Origin of the sequence: Serratia sp. BNK-33-b (assembly GCF_048684565.1) — a bacterium.
In the GTDB taxonomy this organism is placed as follows: domain Bacteria; phylum Pseudomonadota; class Gammaproteobacteria; order Enterobacterales; family Enterobacteriaceae; genus Serratia; species Serratia marcescens.
Genome location: NZ_JBLQTZ010000001.1, coordinates 866,842 through 886,815, shown reverse-complemented (window position 1 = coordinate 886,815; position 19,974 = coordinate 866,842). Strand labels below are relative to the sequence as shown.

15 protein-coding genes and 3 tRNA genes are annotated in these 19,974 nt (G+C 61.0%); 9 read left to right on the top strand and 9 right to left on the bottom strand.

Features of this window, described 5'->3' with window-relative positions; all coding sequences use genetic code 11:
- Nucleotides 1-44 precede the first annotated feature (44 nt).
- Together ACMGGK_RS04110 and ACMGGK_RS04105 are read right to left on the bottom strand one after the other, a co-directional pair.
- The gene (locus tag ACMGGK_RS04110) at nucleotides 45-6,020 is read right to left on the bottom strand and encodes an alpha-2-macroglobulin (RefSeq protein ID WP_164053608.1); all 5,976 of its coding nucleotides are present in this window, start codon (nucleotides 6,018-6,020) and stop codon (nucleotides 45-47) included.
- A 146-nt stretch (nucleotides 6,021-6,166) separates the two neighbouring features.
- Nucleotides 6,167-6,493: a YqcC family protein gene (locus tag ACMGGK_RS04105; protein ID WP_028127529.1), complete on the bottom strand. Its 327-nt coding sequence runs from the start codon at nucleotides 6,491-6,493 to the stop codon at nucleotides 6,167-6,169.
- Between the two features lie 178 nt (nucleotides 6,494-6,671).
- Between ACMGGK_RS04105 and ACMGGK_RS04100 the strand changes: the two genes are divergently transcribed.
- Nucleotides 6,672-7,910: an MFS transporter gene (locus ACMGGK_RS04100; RefSeq protein ID WP_420278062.1), complete on the top strand. Its 1,239-nt coding sequence runs from the start codon at nucleotides 6,672-6,674 to the stop codon at nucleotides 7,908-7,910.
- 612 nt (nucleotides 7,911-8,522) lie between these two features.
- Here ACMGGK_RS04100 and syd read toward each other — a convergent pair.
- Nucleotides 8,523-9,071 carry a SecY-interacting protein gene (gene syd / locus ACMGGK_RS04095; RefSeq protein ID WP_016929899.1) on the bottom strand — a complete coding sequence of 183 codons (549 nt, stop codon included), beginning with the start codon at nucleotides 9,069-9,071 and terminating at the stop codon, nucleotides 8,523-8,525.
- 63 nt (nucleotides 9,072-9,134) lie between these two features.
- On the opposite strand from syd, the gene queF reads away from it, so the two are divergent.
- The 3 genes from queF (at nucleotide 9,135) to xni (ending at nucleotide 12,350) form a co-directional block, all read left to right on the top strand.
- A complete protein-coding gene (gene queF, locus ACMGGK_RS04090) occupies nucleotides 9,135-9,980 on the top strand; it encodes an NADPH-dependent 7-cyano-7-deazaguanine reductase QueF (RefSeq protein ID WP_049299595.1) in 846 nt (281 codons plus the stop codon).
- A gap of 192 nt (nucleotides 9,981-10,172) precedes the next feature.
- Nucleotides 10,173-11,537 carry a nucleotide 5'-monophosphate nucleosidase PpnN gene (ppnN, locus tag ACMGGK_RS04085; RefSeq protein WP_038878760.1) on the top strand — a complete coding sequence of 455 codons (1,365 nt, stop codon included), beginning with the start codon at nucleotides 10,173-10,175 and terminating at the stop codon, nucleotides 11,535-11,537.
- A 54-nt stretch (nucleotides 11,538-11,591) separates the two neighbouring features.
- Nucleotides 11,592-12,350, top strand: coding sequence for a flap endonuclease Xni (gene xni, locus ACMGGK_RS04080; protein ID WP_033639517.1), 759 nt, complete (start codon nucleotides 11,592-11,594; stop codon nucleotides 12,348-12,350).
- 40 nt (nucleotides 12,351-12,390) lie between these two features.
- Here the strand turns inward: xni and rlmM are convergent, their stop codons facing one another.
- The 4 genes from rlmM to ACMGGK_RS04060 form a co-directional block, all read right to left on the bottom strand.
- Nucleotides 12,391-13,494 (bottom strand): 23S rRNA (cytidine(2498)-2'-O)-methyltransferase RlmM, encoded by a 1,104-nt coding sequence (gene rlmM, locus ACMGGK_RS04075; protein ID WP_004931897.1) that lies wholly within the window; start codon nucleotides 13,492-13,494, stop codon nucleotides 12,391-12,393.
- The gene (locus tag ACMGGK_RS04070) at nucleotides 13,487-13,882 is read right to left on the bottom strand and encodes a DUF423 domain-containing protein (RefSeq protein ID WP_004931896.1); all 396 of its coding nucleotides are present in this window, start codon (nucleotides 13,880-13,882) and stop codon (nucleotides 13,487-13,489) included. Before ACMGGK_RS04070 ends, rlmM begins: the two co-directional genes overlap by 8 nt.
- 51 nt (nucleotides 13,883-13,933) lie before the next feature.
- Entirely contained in the window at nucleotides 13,934-14,851 is a 918-nt protein-coding gene (locus ACMGGK_RS04065; RefSeq protein ID WP_004931894.1) for a transcriptional regulator GcvA, read from the bottom strand.
- A gap of 385 nt (nucleotides 14,852-15,236) precedes the next feature.
- Complete coding sequence (locus ACMGGK_RS04060; protein WP_028127531.1) at nucleotides 15,237-15,461, bottom strand: YgdI/YgdR family lipoprotein; 225 nt, start codon at nucleotides 15,459-15,461, stop codon at nucleotides 15,237-15,239.
- Between the two features lie 196 nt (nucleotides 15,462-15,657).
- Between ACMGGK_RS04060 and csdA the strand changes: the two genes are divergently transcribed.
- Both csdA and csdE read left to right on the top strand, forming a co-directional pair.
- Complete coding sequence (csdA, locus tag ACMGGK_RS04055) at nucleotides 15,658-16,863, top strand: cysteine desulfurase CsdA (RefSeq protein ID WP_420276710.1); 1,206 nt, start codon at nucleotides 15,658-15,660, stop codon at nucleotides 16,861-16,863.
- 19 nt (nucleotides 16,864-16,882) lie between these two features.
- Nucleotides 16,883-17,317 (top strand): cysteine desulfurase sulfur acceptor subunit CsdE, encoded by a 435-nt coding sequence (gene csdE / locus ACMGGK_RS04050; protein WP_016929906.1) that lies wholly within the window; start codon nucleotides 16,883-16,885, stop codon nucleotides 17,315-17,317.
- Here csdE and tcdA read toward each other — a convergent pair.
- Both tcdA and mltA read right to left on the bottom strand, forming a co-directional pair.
- Nucleotides 17,308-18,114: a tRNA cyclic N6-threonylcarbamoyladenosine(37) synthase TcdA gene (tcdA, locus tag ACMGGK_RS04045; protein WP_033639514.1), complete on the bottom strand. Its 807-nt coding sequence runs from the start codon at nucleotides 18,112-18,114 to the stop codon at nucleotides 17,308-17,310. The genes csdE and tcdA overlap by 10 nt on opposite strands.
- A gap of 84 nt (nucleotides 18,115-18,198) precedes the next feature.
- The gene (gene mltA, locus ACMGGK_RS04040) at nucleotides 18,199-19,335 is read right to left on the bottom strand and encodes a murein transglycosylase A (RefSeq protein ID WP_016929908.1); all 1,137 of its coding nucleotides are present in this window, start codon (nucleotides 19,333-19,335) and stop codon (nucleotides 18,199-18,201) included.
- A 216-nt stretch (nucleotides 19,336-19,551) separates the two neighbouring features.
- Here mltA and ACMGGK_RS04035 point away from each other — a divergent pair.
- From ACMGGK_RS04035 to ACMGGK_RS04025, 3 genes are all read left to right on the top strand, one after another.
- A tRNA-Met gene (locus ACMGGK_RS04035) sits at nucleotides 19,552-19,628 on the top strand.
- A gap of 57 nt (nucleotides 19,629-19,685) precedes the next feature.
- Nucleotides 19,686-19,762 (top strand) — tRNA-Met (locus ACMGGK_RS04030).
- A gap of 65 nt (nucleotides 19,763-19,827) precedes the next feature.
- Nucleotides 19,828-19,904: transfer RNA gene (locus ACMGGK_RS04025), tRNA-Met, on the top strand.
- The last annotated feature ends 70 nt before the right edge of the window (nucleotides 19,905-19,974 follow it).

The window sequence follows — 19,974 nt, the reverse complement described above, 5'->3', positions numbered from 1 at the left end:
CTCAGCATTCCGGCGCCAGACGCTGGCCTGGCGCCGGATATGGCCTAGTCGTTGCCCGCCGGCACCACCACCAGCTTGCCGCCGCCGGCCGACATGGCCTGCACTTCACGGTCATACATGGCTTCGCCGTAGGCCGGTGGAACAATAAAGCTGCCGGTATTGGTGGCCTTGATCTGATAAACAAACTCCTGCACCTCGGTGCCGGCACTGCCGTAGATAATCACCCGATCTTCGCGGATATCGCTGTAGTCCGGCGCCCAGGTGGAGCCGGAGGCGGCCAGCGGCGACTGCCAGCCGCCGCGATCGTCGCTCTCCTCGCCGGCGTCGGCCGGCTCCGGCGGCGTCTGCTGCACCACTTCGAACCCGCCCGGCAGCAGATCGACGATCGCCAGGTTGCTCTGCCCCTCTTTCGAGTTGGCGCGCACCTTCAGATGGACATTGATCTTCTGCCCCAGCGTCACCTGCGTCACCGGCTTGCCCTGTTCGTCGGTGTAATCGCGGACGATCTCAATCCCGCGCGACAGCGCTTTTTGCGGCGCATTCAGGTCGTAACCGGCCTGCGTCACCACATACCAGGCCGGCGCGCTGCCGCCGTTGGTGAAGCGCACCGCAGTGGCGTCAGCGTTAAATTGCCCCTGAACGAACAGCCCTTGCAGATCGCTGATGCGCTGCGGCTCGCCGCCGGCTTTGCCCACCTGCGCGATGCCCAATGCATCCGCATTGGCGGACTGCGCCGCCACCTGGGCCGAGTAGCTTTCCAACGCCAGAATGCTCATCGCGGAAGAGTAGGTGGTGTAGCGCTCTTCTTTCAACGCCTTGACCATATTCTCCAGCACCTGCGGCGGGATCGACGCCACCTTCTCCGGGAAGTGGCGGGTAATCAGATACAGCCGCGTCGCATCCTGCACCAGCGGATCGAAATAGTTCTGCGTCCACCAGGCGCTGTCATACGCCTTGCTCAGTTGCTGCCAGCTCGGTTGCAGCAGCGCGGCGGCTTCGTCGTCCATCTTCAACAGGCGATAGGAAGAGGCCAGATAGAGCGCGCTCAGATCGGTTTTCCACTCTTCGCCATAGCGTTTTTGCAGCGTATCCTGCACCGCCGCCAGCGAGTTGGTGGTCACTTCGCCCTGCAGCGTCAGCAGGTAAACCGCCCAGCTGCGCAGGCGCAGCAGATACAGATCGTCGAAACCGCTGGCCGCCAGCTCGCGCAACGCGCCGTTGGCTTCATCCAGCATGCCTTCCGGCAGGGCGTAGCCCGCCGCTTTGGCTTCGAGCAGATATTGCACCACATAAGGCGTGACGAAAGGATCGGCATCCGGCGATGAACGCCAGGCGCCGATCGCCCCGCTGTCGTTCTGACGGGCGCGCAGCACGCCCAGCAGATTGCGCAACTGCTTGCTGACTTCCGCCTGGCTCAGGCTGCTTTTCATCTCCGGATGACGGCTCTGCAGCATCAGCGGAATGGAGCGGCTGACGATCTGCTCGGAACAGTAATACGGGTAATCCGCCAGGTATTGCGCCAGCCCGCTGGTCAGCACCAGCGGCGAATTCGACACCGCCGCCCGGCGCTGCGCGAAAGCGTCGAACATCTGGCGCAGGCCATCGACGTTCTGGCTGCCGCCGCTCATGCGCCCCATCACCGACTGGGTGCGGTACGGCGCCGCCGGCCGCACCGAGGTGCTGACGGTGCGGCGGCTGGCCTGGTCGCCGTAACGGGCGTCGAACACCAGCGGCGCATCGCCCAGCACGGCTTTGGCGCGCAGACGGAAGGTGATCACGCCTTCGCGTTTTGCCGCCAGCGTCAGGCTTTGCGTCGCGTTGCCCACCACCTCCAACTGCGGCGGCGGCGTCAACAGGACGTTGATGGCCACCGACTGGCCGTTCAGCCCTTCGAGGTTGTTGCTGACGCCCACGCTGACGTCGAACTCGTCGCCCGGCGCCACCATCGCCGGCACGTTCGGCGTCATGATGAAGCTGTCGCGTACCGTGGCGGCGGTTTGCGCCTTACCGATTTTCTCCGGCGTCACCGAAATCGCCATGACGCGGATCTTGCCGTTGAAGTAATCCGGCACCGGATAGACGAACTGTTTCTCGCCGCTGACCTCGGTAATGCCGGACCAATAGGCCACCGGCTTATCGCGCTTGCGCTTGAACGGGTTGAGGTTGAGATCCAGCCCTTCGCCCGCATCGCCGCCCGGCGCCGCAGTCAGCGCCATCAGCTTGCTGAACTCCGGCAGGATCAGATCGAGGATCTGCGAGCTGCTCACGTTCAGTTCGCGCTTGCTGAAGAAGAACTCCAGCGGATCCTTCAGACGGTAACGCGCCACCTGCAGAATGCCCTCATCGACGGCGAACAGCACCACCTGCTGCGGCGCATCGGTCTTGACCGTCATCGTCAGGTTTTCACCCGGCTTGATGACCTCCGGCGCCGTCACCTCGAGGCTGTTTTGGCGCGCCTTGGTGCTGATCTTGAACGGCATCACGCCGTAGCTCAGCGGGCTCATGAAGATCTCGCTGGAGTTGATGTCGCGCACGAACTGCACGTTGATGTAGCCGTTGCCCTCCATGCCGGCCGGCACGCGGATCGTCTGCACCGAGCTGGTGGTGTCGGTGTGGAACCACTGCCAGGCGTAAACCTTGTCCTTTTCAATGGTGATCAAGCCACTGCCGGTATAAGGCGCGTTGATCGCCACCTCGATCTCCTCACCGGGCTGGTATTCCGCCTGGTTGAGTTTCAGCTTCAGTTCGGCGTTGCGATCCAGCGAACGGCTCAGGTTGGCGTTGCCGGCCACGCTGTAGGCGACGCGGTTGAGCGTCTTGCCCTGCGCATCTTCAATCACCAGCACGAAGTCGCCCGGCTTATCGGTCGCTAGCCGCAGATCCGCGCCCTGCTCGCCCAGCGCCAGCGGCTGTTCCGACAACTGCACTTCCTTCATCTTCGACTGGTATTTGTAAACGCCCGAATCCTGTTTGGTCAGCACCGAAATGTATTTCTGCTCGATCAACACCTGCTTCAGGTTCGGCATGGCGATCTGTTTCAGGGCCGGATCGATGGCGATCACGTTCAGATGCCGCTCAGCGTCGCGGTTGATGTAGCCCAGATCGCCGTCCGCCTTCACGCCGATCAGATAATCGTAAGGGGAAACCAGCGTGCGGGCGGTAGCCGCCACCGAACGCCCGCCGCCGGCGACGAACGCCTCCGACAGCAATTGCAGCTGATAGGTGGCGTCGGCGTAGGATTTCAGATCGAGCGGAATATCGGCCGCGCCGTGCTCATCGGTGGAGCGATCTTCCAGCTCGGTCTCGAACCCGTCGCTGTTTTGTCGGTTTTCATAGAACGCATAATCCGGGAAACGATCGAAGCTCGGATACATCGGCCGCAGCGTCAGCCTGGTGGTCACGCGGCGATCCTGCGCCGGGGTGCCGAACAGGTTCTGCACATCGATGCTGGCCTTCAGCTCAGACGGTTTTACCCAGCCTTGCTGGCGGTCCGGCGTCAACGCCAGTTTCACTTTCAGCTGATCCGGTTCGAACTCCTTCACATTGACTGCGGTATGGCCGAGCAGCGTGGAGGTGTCGTTGTTTTTGCCGATCAGATACAGGTAGACGTTCCACTCGCCGGTCGGTGAGTTTTCATCGGTGGTATAGCTCAGCTCGTTGAAACCGCTGGCGCCCAGCGTCAGCGGCACGGTGGACATCAGCTTGTCGCGCGGATCGCGGATTTCGGCGCGCACCGGCACGCCGGCCAGGCCAACGCCCCAGTCGGCGGCACGGGTGATCAGGCCAATATTGAAAGTATCCCCCGGCCGATAAACGCCGCGATCGGAGAACAGGTAGCTGCTGAGCGTGCGCGGATCGGTCGGCGTTTGTTCACCGGCGACGTCGAAGCGCGAGAAGTCCAGCCCGCGATCGTTATAGCTGCCGGTCGGCAGGAAGGAGACATCCCCCTCTTTTTCCACCAGGAACATCACCGGCTGGCGCTCGTTGGTGTACACATCCAGCGCCGGGAAACGCACGTGGCCATCGGCGCCGGTGGTTTGGCTGAGCAGCGTCACGCCGTTTTTGGCCACCACCGACACGGTGGCGCCGCTGACCGGCGCGCCGCTTTGAATCGACTGCACAAAGACGTCGCGCGTCTTGTCCTGCGAGCTCTTGGCGACGATGCCCAGATCGGTCACCACCACAAAGCGCGAATCGCCGACGTCGGGCTGCTCTTCCCCTTCGCTCTCATCCTGTTCCTGATCCTGTTCGGCGCCCGCCTCTTCCGCCGCCGGTTTTCGGTTCGGCTGCCATTCAGACAGCGTCAGCAGGAACACCCCGCGATGGGAACTGGCGTTGGTGGAGAGATAGCGGGAGAGATCGATGCCCTGATAGTTCACTTCCCCCGGCCGCTCGTTGTTGAGCGCCGTCTGGTATTTGAAATGCTCGGTGAAATATTCGTCGTTGAGCCGGTTGAATTCCGTGGACGAGTATTCCCGGCTTTTGAAGGAGACGATGTGCTGCAGCTGGCTCGGGATCACCCGCTTGATGTCCAGCCGCAGGCCCGCCACGTTGCGCGCCGCCACGCTGATCTGCTTGTCGCCGTTGACCGACAGCAGCGAGCCCTGCGACATGAACTGCAGCGATTTCGGGAACTCCGGCACTTCGACCACGCGGTAAACCTTCTTCGGCATTTTGTAACCGCCGGCGGAAACCAGTTGGTTATCGATCTCGAGCAGCACAAAGCGGTGCGCCGGGGCGTCGAAACGGAAGCTGAACTGCGGTTGGTAGGCCTCTTCCGCCTCGTTAAGCGCCAACGGCAGTGCCGTCGCCTGCGCCAGCACGTTTTTGCCGACGCTGTCGACCGTCCATTGATAGAAATCTTCAGCATCGTTGGCGGCCTCGGCATCGCTCGGATCGTGCTGCGGCAGCAGCCAGGCTTTCGCGGCCCGCGCCAGCTCTTTATCCTTCACCGCATCGCTGAAACCGACCACCAGCGCACGCTGCCCTTGGCCGGCGTCGGTGTCCACCACCTGGGCGCTGGCGTCGCTCAGCGCCAGGCTGTACAGCGTCGGTACCTTGACCCAGTTGCTTTTCGCCTCTTCGACCGCGTTGCCGGCCGCCGTCGATTTAACGCCCTTGCCGACGGTCAGATGTACCGCGCCGCCCTGATCCAGCGCCTGCAGCGGCTCGGAATGCACCCAGGCGTTCAGTTTTTTCTCGTCATAGACCAGAGAGAAATTCAGCTTTTTCTCGGAGGACGTGCTGCCTTCCTTCAATCCCAGCGAAATCTGTTTTTCAAAGCTGGCGACATCGACCGGCGCGTTGAACTGCAGATTGAAAATCGCGCTGCGTTTCTGCGCATTTTGCGGATCGCGGTAATACTCGGCCTGCCCCAGACGGTAATCGAACGCGGGCACGGTGAAGGCATAGCGGGTTTTGGCGAGCTTGACCTGCGGCGCCAGCAAGGTGGCGGGCTCAAGGGTCACATCATATTTCGCACCCATCGGCAGCGGTTTTTTCGGCGTGAACACCAGCGTTGATTCATTACTCCACGCCCACTGCCCTTCCGCCGTCGGCTTCAGAGTGATGCCGGCGCTCACGGTTTTGCCCGCCGCGGTTATCGGCGCAGCCGAGCCGCTGAAGGTCAGGCTCACCGTTTGCGGCGCCAGCCGGGCGGCGGTGTAGTCTATCGGCTCGGGGTTGACCACCTCGGCGTTGATCTCCTGAACCACCATCGGCGCCGGTTCAATCGGTTGGGGCCGGTTTTGCCACCAGTGCCAACCGTAAAATGCGCCGCCCGCAGCGCCTGCCAACAGCAGCAGGCCCAGACCGATCGCTTTCGGGTGTTTATCCACGCCGCTTTCCAGCCGCAAAAAACCGCGCGGCAGCGCAGCCCACCAGGCCGGCGCGCGCCAGCTGAGGTTGCCAACCAGCGGTCTCAGCAACCGCCCCAACAGCGACAACGCCCCGCCCAGCAGGCGACAAACGCCCTTAACCAGGGTAAAAGGCAAACGCAGGATAAACCTTAATAAATCCATTATTGCAGCACCTCATCATCCTAATGCAGCCCCCGGTCAACCGCTGCGGTTAAACCGAGCCGAAAGACGCCGTCGGCTCTCCTGCCCGGCATCCGCGCGAGTACTCTACACTGCCGGGCGGCAAAAATCTGCGCGCCGCCGGCGCATTACGGCTCTTTATTCAACATCAAATCCAGCTGTTGCAGCAGCACCAGCAGCGGCAGACTGCTCGGTTCACGATCTTTCAACGCCTCTTCGAAATAAGGCGTGATGGCGAAGCGCGTCGGCAACGGCGCTTCGGCGTCCAACAACGCATACATGCGCGGCAAGAACACCCACTGCAGCCAGGCTTCGGCCGACATGCTGTCGATGCAGAACGGCTCGGTGCTGGAGAAAGCCTCATGCTCAGGCGGCGCGGCCTGCCACAGCGCCAGATCGCGCATGGATTGTTCAATCGCCTGCAAACTGCGGCGCACCTGGTTATGTATACTCATCTGCATTCCCGATCTCTTTTCATCATGGTATTCAGCGCTCTGGCTGAAAGGCGGCAAAGCATAGCATTTTTATAGCCCAAATTCGGCGCGCCTGAGACAGCTCGCCGTTTTTATCTGGTGACGTTCACCGTCGCGCGGCACAATAGGGCCACCGAATTCACCACACAGATAAAGATTCATGTCCGTAATAACAGAGAAAAAAAACCACGCGACGCCCGGTAAGGCCATGTTGGCCTCGGTCACCGGTTATGCCATGGACGGGTTTGACCTGCTGATCCTCGGCTTTATGCTGCCGGCCATCAGCATCGAATTGGGATTATCCTCATCGGCCGCCGGTTCGCTGGTCACCTGGACGCTGATCGGCGCGGTGCTGGGCGGCGTGATCTTCGGCCACCTCAGCGATCGTTTCGGCCGTATCCGGGTGCTGACCATCACCATTCTGATGTTTTCCCTGTTCACCGGCCTGTGCGCCGTGGCGCAAGGCTATTGGGATCTGCTGGCCTATCGCACCCTGGCGGGCATCGGGTTGGGCGGCGAATTCGGCATCGGCATGGCGCTGATCGCGGAAGCCTGGCCGGCGGAGAAGCGCAACCGCGCTTCGGCGTACGTCGGCATGGGCTGGCAATTGGGCGTGCTGGCGGCCGCTTTCCTGACGCCGCTGCTGCTGGAACATATCGGCTGGCGCGGCATGTTCCTGGTCGGCCTGCTGCCGGCGCTGGCGTCATTCCTGATCCGCCGCACGCTGGGCGAACCGGAGGAATTCGTGCGGCAGAAAGACGCCGGACAACCGCTCTCCTTCCTCCAGCGTTTGCGCCTGCTGTTTAAGGATCGCGCCACCGGCAAGGCCAGCATCGGCATCTTCATTCTCTGTTCGGTGCAGAACTTCGGTTACTACGGGCTGATGATCTGGATGCCGACTTACCTGGCGAAAAACTTCGGCTTCTCGCTCACCAAGTCCGGCCTGTGGACGGCGGTGACGGTGGTCGGCATGACGTTCGGCATCTGGCTGTTTGGCATGCTGGCCGATCGCTTCGCCCGCTGGAAGATTTTCGTGTTGTATCAGATAGGCGCGGTGGTGATGGTGATCGGCTACGCCCAGTTGAGCGATCCGATGCCGATGCTGTTCGCCGGCGCCGTGATGGGCATGTTTGTTAACGGCATGATCGGCGGCTACGGCGCATTGATTTCCGATACCTACCCGGTGCAGGCGCGCGCTACCGCGCAAAACATTCTGTTCAATCTCGGGCGCGGCGTCGGCGGCCTGGGGCCATTGGTGATCGGCGCGCTGGTGACGCAGGTGTCGTTCACCGCCGCCATCAGCCTGCTGGCGGCGATTTACCTGCTGGATATCTACGCCACGCTGTTCCTGCTGCCGAAAAAACAGGGCGCAGGCGATACGCTGGGCGCGATTGGTTAACGCTGACGATGGATTAAGCAGCAGAGGAGCACGCACGGCGGGAGAGAACAAAAAGTTGGGGGCACTGCGTTAACAGTGCCCCCGGTTCGTTTTATAGCCATCCCGCTACACAGTGTGCTCCCTGCTCAATCCTTGAAAACTTTTCCTGCGGCCATCCTGACCAAGTGATCCTTGCATCATCCTGCAGCATCGTCCTGACGCGGTTCCTCAGCCTTCCTGACCCGCCGACAGTCCTGTGTCGGCTCTCAATCTCCGTCCTGGAGGTGTCCCTGGTTTCTATCCTGAAACATCCTGGGCATCTCCTGACGCCATCCTTCGCTCTTGCCTGAGCGCATCCCTTTCTTCGTCCTGAAGCTGCATCATCCTGATGCTTTCCTGCTCCGCCGGTTCCGTTCCGGTAACGATAAGATCGCTTAAATTCCCCGGAATCACAAGGGTTTGGGAGACGTCTCACACTAAATTAAGCCTAAGAGTTATCCTAAAGAAATTCTAACCAATTGATCTGGATAACAATAATCTCATAGCCTGGAGAAAGGCGGGAAAAATTAAGAGCGATCTCTCACAGCCCGTGTGAGAGATCTCTCACACGGGCGACGGCGAATCCGCCGCGCTTCAGTCCAGCACCGGGCGCAGCGCATCGAGGAAATTCCCCAGCGTCGCCGCCAACAAGGTGCGCTTATCGCTGCCGAATTGTTCCAGCACCACGTTGCCGCTGACGTTGCACAGCGACACCATCGTCATCTCGGATTCGGTGGTCGCCAGGAACAGCGTTGGCGACAGCTTGAGACGTTTTTGCGTCACCAGATGACCGATCAGGTTCTCCTGCAGGCGGATAAAATCCTCCTCGCTCCAGACCTGCAGCAGGCTCAGGCGATGCTCCCCAAATTGCGCGCTCATGTCACCCGCGTATTGCTGCGTGTAGAAACGGTGCGCATCCGGCTGCAAACGCAGCTCCAGCGCGGCTTCTACCTTCTCCAGCGTCGCCGCCGGTTCGAAAGGCTGCGGCAACCACAGCACGTCGTCCTCGCGATTCTCCACGATGCAGGGCGACGGCACGCCGTACAGCGCCTGGCTGGCCGGCGCGTGGCCGCGCGCTTGCTGCCACAACTCGACATAGCGTTGAGTGAATTCACGCAGAGCGTGCGATACATCATGGTCCATATTCTTTCTCGCATACGTTAAACTGACGGCCATTGTACCTATCTCTGACCGAGGTGACAGCAGATGTCCTCCTATCAAGACCACCAGGCCCTGTCAGGGCTGACGCTGGGCAAACCCACCGCTTACCGCGATCGCTACGACGCCACGTTGCTGCAGGCGGTGCCGCGCAGCATGAACCGCGAGCCGCTGGGGCTGTATCCCGACAACCTGCCCTTCCACGGCGCCGACATCTGGACGCTGTACGAACTCTCCTGGCTGAACGCCAACGGGCTGCCGCAGGTAGCGGTCGGCGAGATCAGCCTCAACGCCGACAGCCTGAACCTGATCGAATCGAAAAGCTTCAAGCTGTATCTCAACAGCTTCAATCAAACGCCGTTCGCCGATTGGGAAATGGTGCGCAGCACCCTGCAGCGCGATCTGTCCGCCTGCGCCCAGGGCGAGGTCAGCGTCACCCTGTTCAGCGTCGAGCAGTTGGAAGACACGCCGATCGCTCGTCTGGCCGGCGACTGCATCGACCAGCAGGATATCCGCATCGACAATTATGAGTTCAGCGCCGACTACCTGCTGAACGCCGCCGGTGAAGGGGTGGTGGAAGAGCAATTGGTCAGCCACCTGCTGAAGTCCAACTGCCTGATCACCCATCAGCCGGATTGGGGCTCGGTGCAGATAAGCTATCACGGCGGCAAGATCGATCGCGAAGCGCTGCTGCGCTATCTAGTTTCCTTCCGTCACCACAACGAATTCCACGAGCAGTGCGTCGAGCGCATCTTCAACGATCTGATGCGCTACTGCCGGCCGCAAAGCCTGACGGTTTACGCCCGCTACACCCGCCGCGGCGGTCTGGATATCAACCCGTGGCGCAGCAACGTCGAATTCGCTCCCGCGCACGGCCGCCTGGCGCGCCAATAAGTGCGAAACATTGCTCAACAACTGAGCTAACGAGCGGTTTATGTTGGTAAAAGCCCAGGGACGGCGGTAAGGTTAAAACGAGGCTGCGGCCGGGCAGAGCGCCCGCTGCGCCGCAGCACGCCAACCATAACGAGATGCTGTTTTGCTGCGTATGGATTACTACCGCCCCGCACCGGGTGCAAAGGAGTTACCTTGATTACACACATCAGCCCGCTTGGCTCTATGGATTTATTGTCGCAGCTGGAAGTAGACATGCTGAAGCGCACCGCCAGCAGCGACCTGTACCGCCTGTTCCGCAACTGTTCGCTGGCCGTGTTGAACTCCGGCAGCCAAACCGACAACAGCAAACAGCTGCTGTCGCGCTATGAAACCTTCGACATCAACGTGCTGCGCCGTGAGCGCGGGGTGAAGCTGGAGCTGGTCAACCCGCCGGAAGAGGCGTTCGTCGACGGCCGCATCATCCGTTCGCTGCAGGCCAACCTGTTCGCCGTGCTGCGCGACATCCTGTTCGTGCACGGCCAAATCGCCAGCGCCGGCCGTTTCCAGCACCTGAATCTGGAAAACTCGGCCCACATCACCAACCTGGTATTTTCGATCCTGCGCAATGCACGCACGCTGCATCTGGATGAAGATCCCAACATGGTGGTGTGCTGGGGCGGCCACTCGATCAACGAGAACGAATATCTGTACGCGCGCAAGGTCGGCAGCCAGCTGGGCCTGCGCGAGCTGAACATCTGCACCGGCTGCGGGCCGGGCGCGATGGAAGCGCCGATGAAAGGCGCGGCGGTCGGTCACGCGCAGCAGCGTTACCGCAACAGCCGCTTCATCGGCATGACCGAGCCTTCGATCATCGCCGCCGAGCCGCCTAACCCGCTGGTGAACGAGCTGGTGATCATGCCGGACATCGAAAAACGCCTGGAAGCCTTCGTGCGCATCGCGCATGGCATCATTATCTTCCCGGGCGGTGTCGGCACCGCCGAAGAGCTGCTGTACCTGTTGGGTATCCTGATGAACCCGGAGAACAGTGAACAGGTGCTGCCGCTGATCCTGACCGGGCCAAAAGAGAGCGCCGACTACTTCCGCGTGCTGGACGAGTTCATCATGAACACCCTGGGCGACGAAGCGCGCCGCCATTACACCATCATCATCGACGATCCGGCGGAAGTGGCGCGGCAGATGAAGCAAGCCATGCCGCTGGTGAAGGAGAACCGCCGCAACACCGGCGACGCCTACAGCTTTAACTGGTCGATCCGCATCGCGCCGGATCTGCAGCTGCCGTTCGAGCCGACCCATGAGAACATGGCGAACCTCAATCTTTATCCGAACCAGCCGCCGGAGCAATTGGCCGCCGCGCTGCGCCGCGCTTTCTCCGGCATCGTGGCCGGTAACGTGAAGGAAAACGGCATCCACGCCATTGAGCAGTTCGGCCCGTACAAGCTGCACGGCGAACCGCAAATGATGAAGCAGATGGACAGCCTGCTGCAGGGCTTTGTTGCCCAGCACCGCATGAAGCTGCCGGGCAGCGCCTATGTGCCCTGCTACGAAATCGTCGCCTGACCCTCAATCCCGGGCGGCGTAACGGCCGCCCTGTTTTCTCTGACCTAACCGCCCATGATGATACACCTACTGATTGTCGACGCCCTGAACCTCATCCGCCGCATTCACGCCGTGCAGGGCTCCCCTTGCGTCAACGCCTGCCGCCATGCGCTGCAGCAGTTGCTCCAGCACAGCCGCCCAACTCACGCGGTGGCGGTATTCGACGAGGACGATCGCAGCGACAGCTGGCGCCACCAAATTCTGCCGGACTACAAGGCCGGGCGCTCGCCGATGCCGGAAAACCTGCAGCAGGAGATGCCGCAGCTGCGCGAAGCCTTTGCCGAACTGGGCGTCGCCAGCTGGCATTCGCCCGGCAACGAAGCGGACGATCTGGCGGCCACGCTGGCGGCGAAGGTCGCCGGCGGCGGCCACCAGGTGACCATCGTCTCCACCGACAAAGGCTATTGCCAACTGCTGGCGCCGAACGTACAAATTCGCGATTACTTCCAGAAACGTTGGCTGGATATGCCTTTCGTGCAACAGGAGTTTGGCGTGCAGCCGCAGCAGCTGCCGGACTACTGGGGGTTGGCGGGGATCGGCAGCAGCAAGATCCCCGGCGTGGCCGGCATCGGGCCGAAGACCGCCGTGCTGCTGCTGCAGCAATCGGGTAATCTGGACGGGCTTTATCAGCACCTGGAGCAGGTGCCGGAGAAATGGCGCGGTAAGCTGGAGCAGCACCGCGAGCTGGCCTACATCAGCAAACGGGTCGCCACGCTACGCACCGATCTGTCGCTGGACGGCAACCTGCAGCAGCTGCGCCTGCCGATACAATAAGGGCGCTGCAAGCAGCGCCCTTCATTAAGGCTTCACGCGGTTAATCGCGCTCGTCGCGGCGGCCCGGCACCGCCGACCACATGCGGCGCACGTGTACGGTGATCTCTTCGCGATCGTGATACAGCTGCTTGGCGTGCACTTCAGCGCTGATGCCGGCGGCGCCCAGCGCTTCGCGGATGCTCATCAGGTTTTGCGACACTTCCTCGTAGCGCTTTTTCATCGGCAGCTTGAGGTTAAAGATCGCTTCACGGCACCAGCCTTTCACCAGCCACTGAATCATCAGGCTGGTCACCTTCGCCGGTTTCTCCACCATGTCGCACACCAGCCAGTAGATCTTGCTGCTGTTCGGCTCGAACTTGAAGCCGTCGGCGCGGTGGTGCGTCACCTGGCCGGTTTCCATCAGGCTTGGCGCCATCGGGCCGTTATCCACCGAATGCACCATCATGCTGCGTTTCACCAACTGATAGGTCCAGCCGCCCGGGCAGGCGCCCAGATCGACCGCGTGCATGCCGCTGGCCAGGCGCTCGTCCCACTCGTCGGCGGGGATGAACACGTGGAAGGCTTCTTCCAGCTTCAGCGTCGAGCGGCTCGGCGCATCGGCCGGGAAGCGCAGACGCGGAATGCCCATGTAGAACGGCGAGTTGTTGTTGCTGTAGGAGTAACCGACATAGCAGCAGCCCGGCGCGATGAAAAACACATGCACCACCGGGCGAGTCGGGTTCTCGCGCGCCATCAGCACCTTCTGCTCGCGCATCGCGGCGCGCAGCGGCACCGTCAGCTTGCGGCAGAACTTCATCAGCTCTTTGCTTTCGTTGGTGTCCGGCACTTCCACCCGCAGCTCGCCGCCGCGATCGACCACGCCGATCAGCATGCCGACGATCGGCGATACCCGATCTTCCGGCGGCAGATCGCGCAGCAGCTCACCCACCACGATCATCTGGCGGGCGAAAATCAGTTCGCGAAACGGAATCTCCCGCGCCAGGCGATCGGCATCGTCCGGCTGGTAGCATTCGAACAGCACGTAACCGCTGTGCTCTTTTACCCGCGCAAAGCCGTAAATCTCCAGCTGGGCGGCTTTATCGGTGATCTCCGCCGCACACTCTTTTTCGAAGCCGGGGCGGCAATACAACGCAATCTTATTCATGGCGCTCGGCCTTTTTCCTCAGACGCAAAGCGCCAATCAACATCAATATCCAGCCGATCAAGAAGCACACGCCGCCAACCGGCGTGATATATACCCAGACCTTCAGGTGCGACAGCGCCAGGCAATAGAGGCTGCCGCTGAACAACACGGTGCCGAACGCCAACAGCGCTCCGCTCCAGTAAAACCACAGGCTCACGCGGCGCTGCATCGCGACCGCCAGCGCCAGGATGGCCAGAGTGTGGAACCCCTGATATTCCAGCCCGGTGCGGATCCAGGCCATTTCGTTGGCGCCTAGCGTGCCGCTTAACACATGCGCGCCGAATGCGCCCAACGCGACAAACACAAAGCCGCTGATAGCGGCGAAAACCAGCATGGAACGGCTGCTCATCGTGATCTATCCCATTAAAAATCACCGGCCGCGACAAGGCGGCGGCCGGCCTTATTGTTCGTAGCGGAAGCGGAACTTCTCTTGTTCGCTGGCGGCGCGCGCCAGGATCCACTGCCGGAAGGCGGCTATTTTACCCAGTTCTGCCTGGCTGTCATGACATACCAGATAAAAAGCGTTTTTACTGACCAGCACATCGTTGAACGGGCATACCAGGCGACCGGCTTCGATCTCGGTTTGCGCCATCACGTTATTCACCAGCGCCACGCCCTGGCCGTGCACCGCCGCCTGCACCACCATGGCGCTGTGGCTGAAGATCGGCCCCTGCTGCACATTGATGTGTTGCAACCCCAGCTGACGCGTATAGGCCAGCCAGTCGCGGCGTGAAACGTCATGCAGCAACGTATGATAAGCCAGATCGTCTGCGGTTTTCAGCGGATGATCGCCGGTCAACAGGCTCGGCGAACAAACTGGCAGCAGATATTCCGCATACAGGCGCTCGGCGCGCAGCCCCGGCCAATTGCCGCGGCCGTAGAAAATCGCCACATCGACGTCGTCCGCCAGCTTGTCTTCTTCGCGGTCCACCGCCTGGATGCGCACATCGATCCCCGGATAAGCTGAGTTAAAGCCGGAAAGGCGCGGCACCAACCACTGAATGGCGAAGCTCGGCGGCAGACTGACGGTTAATGCCCCCTTGGCGCTGCGCGCCTGCAGCTTGCGCGTCGCCTCGTTGATCGAAGAGAAGATCTCCTTGATATCGAGGTAGTAACTTTGCCCCTCTTCGGTCAGCAGCAGCGAGCGGTTGCGCCGACGAAACAGCTTCAGCCCGAGGAAGTCCTCCAGCGACTTGATCTGGTGGCTCACCGCGGCCTGGGTCACGAACAGCTCTTCCGCCGCCTTGGTGAAACTCAGGTGGCGAGCGGCCGCATCGAACACGCGCAGCGCATTGAGGGGAGGTAAGCGTTTAGACATTAAATTAGCTACTTTTGTGTAACATTAATCCGAATGATTCGGCGCCGAAAATCGGGCGGCTTTGCGTGGCAAGCCATCGGTAAACGCTAACGGCGTATTGCCATTAGTTTTTTTTATCCGAGCCATTATAATTTGTCCGTTGAGGATGCGCCAGCAAATACCTATAGTGGCGGCACTTCCCGGGCCGGAACGAAAAGGGAGTGGGTGTCGAGGACGCCGATGAACTTTTGGCTTGTGGTTGTGATGTTGTGTTTGCAAATTGTCCGGCGATTCCGGACATGGTAGCTAGGCTACTGTTTTTTCACTTCCTGTACATTTACCCTGTCTGTCCATAGTGATTTTATGCAGCACCGCAAAACTTGCGGTGCTTTTTTTTGCCTGACGCTTATTGGTCGCTTTCAACCATCTCTTTCACATCGGCGCGGTTGATCTGTTGCTCGACGCCGTTGGCGTCTTTATAGCTGATCATGCCGGTATCGTTATCCACTTTAGGCTTGCCGTCAGCAACAATGGTGCGTCCGTCATTGGTATGCATCACGTAGTTGCTGGAACAGGCGGCCAGGGTGAACGTAAGCATCAGGGCAGAGAGAACTGCGGCTGTTTTCTTCATTGAGGACTCCTTTGTAGTTTTAAATGCTGATAAATACCTTTTGTGTGTATAAATGCGATTAATAAGCGCACATTTAATAGCATAACAAACTTTCTCAGTTTTGCCAGGCGATAAGTCCTAATAGGCAGGATCGCTTGTCTCCGGCGGCAAAATAGGACAGGATCACCCATCGACTCAAGCCAGTGACAATCAAGGTATGACGCCTTTTAATCCCAGCCTTTTTCGCCAACAGTTTCCCGCGCTCGCGCAGGACGGTATCTATCTGGACAGCGCCGCCACCGCATTGAAACCGCAGGCGGTGATCGACGCCACGCAGCAATTTTATCGCGATGACGCAGCCACCGTGCACCGCAGCCAGCATCGGGCGGCGCAGGATCTGACCGCCCGCTTCGAGCAGGCGCGCGGCCAGGTGGCGCAACTGATCCATGCACCGTCGGCCGACGACATCGTCTGGACGCGCGGCACCACCGAGGCGATCAACCTGGTGGCGCAGAGCTACCTGCGCCCGCGTCTGCAGCCAGGCGACGAAATTCTGGTGAGCGAAGCGGAACACCACGCCAACCTGATCCCCTGGCTGATGGTGGCGGAACAAACCGGCGCGCGGGTGGTGAAACTGCCGATCGGCGCCGATCGGTTGCCGGATTTGACGCAGCTGCCCGCCCTGCTCAACGACAAAACCCGCCTGTTGGCGCTGGGGCAAATGTCCAACGTCACCGGCGGTTGCCCGGATCTGGCGCCGGCTATCGCGCTGGCCCATGGCGCCGGCGCGCGCGTGATGATCGACGGCGCCCAGGGCGTGGTTCACGGCCCGGCCGACGTACAGCGACTCGACATCGATTTCTACGCCTTCTCCGGCCACAAGCTGTATGGCCCGACCGGCATCGGCGCGCTGTACGGCAAAGCCGAGCTGCTGGCGCAGATGGCCCCGTGGCAAGGCGGCGGCAAGATGCTGACCCAGGCATCGTTCGACGGCTTTACCCCGCAAAAGCCGCCGCACTGCTTCGAAGCCGGCACGCCAAACATCGCCGGCGTGCTGGGGCTGGCCGCCGCGCTCACCTGGCTCAGCGAACAGGACATGGCGGCGGCGGAGCGCTACAGCCGCGAGCTGGCGGACCAGGCGGAACAACGGTTGGCGCAGCTGCCGGGCTTTCGCAGCTTCCGCAGCTCCGGCTCCAGCCTGCTGGCGTTCGACATCGCCGGCGTACACCACAGCGACATCGTCACGCTGCTGGCGGAGCAAGGCATTGCGCTGCGCGCCGGCCAGCACTGCGCGCAGCCGCTGATGGCGGCGTTAGGCGTCAGCGGCACGCTGCGCGCGTCGTTCGCCCCCTACAATACGCAACAGGACGTCGATACGCTGGTCAGCGCGTTGACTCACGCCCTCGATCTGCTGGCCGACTGACTTGACTCCCGGAGACGCTATGCTCGCCCCCCATCCTTTTGGCCGAGAGATCACCGCCGAAGCCTTGATCGCCACCTTCAGCGCGCTGAAACAGTGGGAAGACCGCTACCGCCAGCTGATTATGCTCGCAAAACGGCTGCCGCCGCTGCCGGAGGCCTTGCGCAGTGAAGAAATGGAATTGAGCGGTTGTGAAAACCGCGTCTGGCTGGGGCACCAGTTACTGGAAGACGGCACGCTGCATTTCTATGGCGACAGCGAAGGCCGCATCGTGCGCGGCCTGCTGGCGGTGCTGCTGACCGAAGTGGAAGGGAAAACGCCGCCGCAGATCGCCGCATTGGATCCGCTGGCGTTGTTCGACCGCCTGGCATTGCGCGCGCAGCTGAGCGCCACCCGCGCCAGCGGCCTGGCGGCGTTGGCCGCCGCCGTGCAGGCGATCGCCGCCCGTTACGCCTGACGTGCCGCCTTCGCCAGCATCTTTTTCAGCGCGTGCGACACGGCGACGAAGCCGAAGGTGGCGGTGACCATAGTCGCTGCGCCGAACCCCGCGCTGCAATCCATTCTTTTTGGCCCTTCCGCCGTGCTGCGCGAAGCGCATACCGAGCCGTCCGGCTGCGGATAAACCAGCGGCTCGCTGGAGAAGACGCAGTCGATGCCCAGCTTGCCCTTGCCGTTTTTCACCACGTTGAAATCGTGCTTCAGCCGCTCGCGCAGCTTGGCGGCCAGCGGATCCTGGATGGTTTTGGCCAGATCGGCCACTTCAATTTTGGTCGGGTCAATCTGCCCGCCGGCGCCGCCGGTGGTCACCACCGGGATCTTGAATCGGCGGCAGTATGACAGCAGCGCCGCCTTCGGCCGCACGCTATCGATCGCGTCGATGACGTAGCTGAAGTTATGGTCCAGCAGCTCGGCGACATTGTCCGGGGTGATGAAATCGTCGATGCAGGTCACCCGGCATTCCGGATTAATCGCCAGGATACGCTCCGCCATCACCTCGGTTTTCGATTGCCCGACGTGCTGGCGCAGCGCGTGGATCTGGCGGTTGGTATTGGTGACGCAAACATCATCCATGTCGATCAGGGTAATGGCACCGATGCCGGTGCGCGCCAGCGCCTCAGCCGCCCAGGAACCCACGCCGCCGATGCCGATCACGCAGACATGCGCCTGCGCGAACACCGCCAGCGCCTGCTGGCCGTACAACCGCGCCGTGCCGCCGAAACGCTGCAGATAGGCTTCCGAATAAGCTGTACTCATAACGCTTTAATTACCTTCATAATGCAAATGATAAGGGCCGGAAAATCCGGCCCTTGCGGGTCAATCTTTTCACGCCGTATGCGTTTAGCGGGTGGCCAGCAACGAACCGCCGCGGTTTGACTGATTGGCGCTAAACAGCTGGCCACCGCCGTTGTTCTTCAGCACCCAGACGCGGCCGTAGTGGTTGTAGTACCCCGCCGAGTGGCCGGCTTCCGGCCCGATGCCCTGATACATGTCAAAATGCTGGCCCTTGATGGCGCCGCCCACGTCGAGCGCGACCATCAGACGCATCTCGTATTTTCCCGTGAATTTACCCTTGTTGTCCAGCAGCGGCACTTCGGCCAGCAGCGTGGTGCCCGCCGGGATCAGCGAACGGTCGGAAGCCACCGAGGCTTTGGCGATCAGCGGCACCGCGCTGGCGCCCTTCACCGGCGCAAAAGCTTCCGGACGGAAGAACACGAACGACGGGTTCTGCTCCAGCAGCTCACGCACCTCTGCGGCGCTGTGGGTATCCGCCCACTGACGGATCGCCTGCATCGACATGTCCGCCTTGGCCACTTCGCCACGATCGATCAGCACCTTGCCGATGCTGCGATAGGCATGGCCGTTCTTGCCGCCGTAGCCGAAGAACACCAGCGGCTGGCCGTTGCCGTAGTCGACATAGCCGCTACCCTGGACTTCCATCATGAAGTTGTCCATCAGCGAGTTGGTGTAAGCGATGATATAGCGATCGTCGAGCGCGCCGGAATAGATGCCCGCGCGATCCGGCAAGCGCCCCCTGCCCTTCGGCGGCATGCGGTACAGCGGATAGCGGAACTCGCCCTGTTGGGTATAGCGCGCCTGCACCACCGGCGTATAGTAGCCGGTAAACTGCACGTTGCCGTAATTGTCGACGCCTTCCATCTGGTAAGCGCTGAGGCCGTACTGGCTCAGCATGCGCGTGTCGGCGCCAGACGCCATCCAGCTTTGCACCGCCTGATAGGTGCTGTTGTTGCGGTTAAACAGCGAAGGCGACGCGTACTTGATCTCCATCAGCTGATCCGAGTAATCCTTGGCGTTGACCGGCGAACCTTTGGCGTTGGGCTGATTGACCAGCTCCAGCGATTGATCCAGACGGCCGTCCTTATATTGCTGACCCCGATCGGTCGGCTTGGACGAACAGCCCGCCAACACCGCCACCATCAACCCGCCCAGCAGGTATTTGCCCCAACGTCCTTTCATCGCGCACACTCTCAAACTGATATGATCTACCGGCTGAACGATAACAAACGCTCATTGATAAAGGAATCGCTGCAAATAAAAAAAGCCGCCCGGAGGATGGTGATGAAAAAGAAGGCAAATTGCGGGCAAATCCAGCAGAAAAACGGGTTTAGGCCAATAAAATGCAAAAAGGGTTTGCAACAAAACGCATGGAGAGTATAGTGCGCATCCATCGGACGCGGGGTGGAGCAGCCTGGTAGCTCGTCGGGCTCATAACCCGAAGGTCGTCGGTTCAAATCCGGCCCCCGCAACCAACCGATGCCGCATTGGCGGTATTTGCGTTTGGCTTCGATAACAAAGTATTATACGGACGCGGGGTGGAGCAGCCTGGTAGCTCGTCGGGCTCATAACCCGAAGGTCGTCGGTTCAAATCCGGCCCCCGCAACCAACCGAATGTCGTACCAGCGGCATAACATGAACGGTGGTTTCGTCGTAATACAGCATCAAGACGGACGCGGGGTGGAGCAGCCTGGTAGCTCGTCGGGCTCATAACCCGAAGGTCGTCGGTTCAAATCCGGCCTCCGCAACCAACTCTTGATGACAACAGACAAGCACCCTGACGGGTGTTTTTTTGTATCTGCAATCCGCAAAAATAGCCGG

What these genes read in the sequence shown, in the direction of transcription:
- queF (WP_049299595.1), top strand. Translation starts at nt 9,135, where the DNA reads ATGTCCTCCTATCAAGACCACCAGGCCCTGTCAGGGCTGACGCTGGGC.
- csdA (WP_420276710.1), top strand. Translation starts at nt 15,658, where the DNA reads ATGACGCCTTTTAATCCCAGCCTTTTTCGCCAACAGTTTCCCGCGCTC.
- ACMGGK_RS04060 (WP_028127531.1), bottom strand. Translation starts at nt 15,461, where the DNA reads ATGAAGAAAACAGCCGCAGTTCTCTCTGCCCTGATGCTTACGTTCACC.
- ACMGGK_RS04065 (WP_004931894.1), bottom strand. Translation starts at nt 14,851, where the DNA reads ATGTCTAAACGCTTACCTCCCCTCAATGCGCTGCGCGTGTTCGATGCG.
- ACMGGK_RS04070 (WP_004931896.1), bottom strand. Translation starts at nt 13,882, where the DNA reads ATGAGCAGCCGTTCCATGCTGGTTTTCGCCGCTATCAGCGGCTTTGTG.
- mltA (WP_016929908.1), bottom strand. Translation starts at nt 19,335, where the DNA reads ATGAAAGGACGTTGGGGCAAATACCTGCTGGGCGGGTTGATGGTGGCG.
- ACMGGK_RS04100 (WP_420278062.1), top strand. Translation starts at nt 6,672, where the DNA reads ATGTCCGTAATAACAGAGAAAAAAAACCACGCGACGCCCGGTAAGGCC.
- csdE (WP_016929906.1), top strand. Translation starts at nt 16,883, where the DNA reads ATGCTCGCCCCCCATCCTTTTGGCCGAGAGATCACCGCCGAAGCCTTG.
- rlmM (WP_004931897.1), bottom strand. Translation starts at nt 13,494, where the DNA reads ATGAATAAGATTGCGTTGTATTGCCGCCCCGGCTTCGAAAAAGAGTGT.
- tcdA (WP_033639514.1), bottom strand. Translation starts at nt 18,114, where the DNA reads ATGAGTACAGCTTATTCGGAAGCCTATCTGCAGCGTTTCGGCGGCACG.
- ACMGGK_RS04105 (WP_028127529.1), bottom strand. Translation starts at nt 6,493, where the DNA reads ATGAGTATACATAACCAGGTGCGCCGCAGTTTGCAGGCGATTGAACAA.
- syd (WP_016929899.1), bottom strand. Translation starts at nt 9,071, where the DNA reads ATGGACCATGATGTATCGCACGCTCTGCGTGAATTCACTCAACGCTAT.
- xni (WP_033639517.1), top strand. Translation starts at nt 11,592, where the DNA reads ATGATGATACACCTACTGATTGTCGACGCCCTGAACCTCATCCGCCGC.
- ACMGGK_RS04110 (WP_164053608.1), bottom strand. Translation starts at nt 6,020, where the DNA reads ATGGATTTATTAAGGTTTATCCTGCGTTTGCCTTTTACCCTGGTTAAG.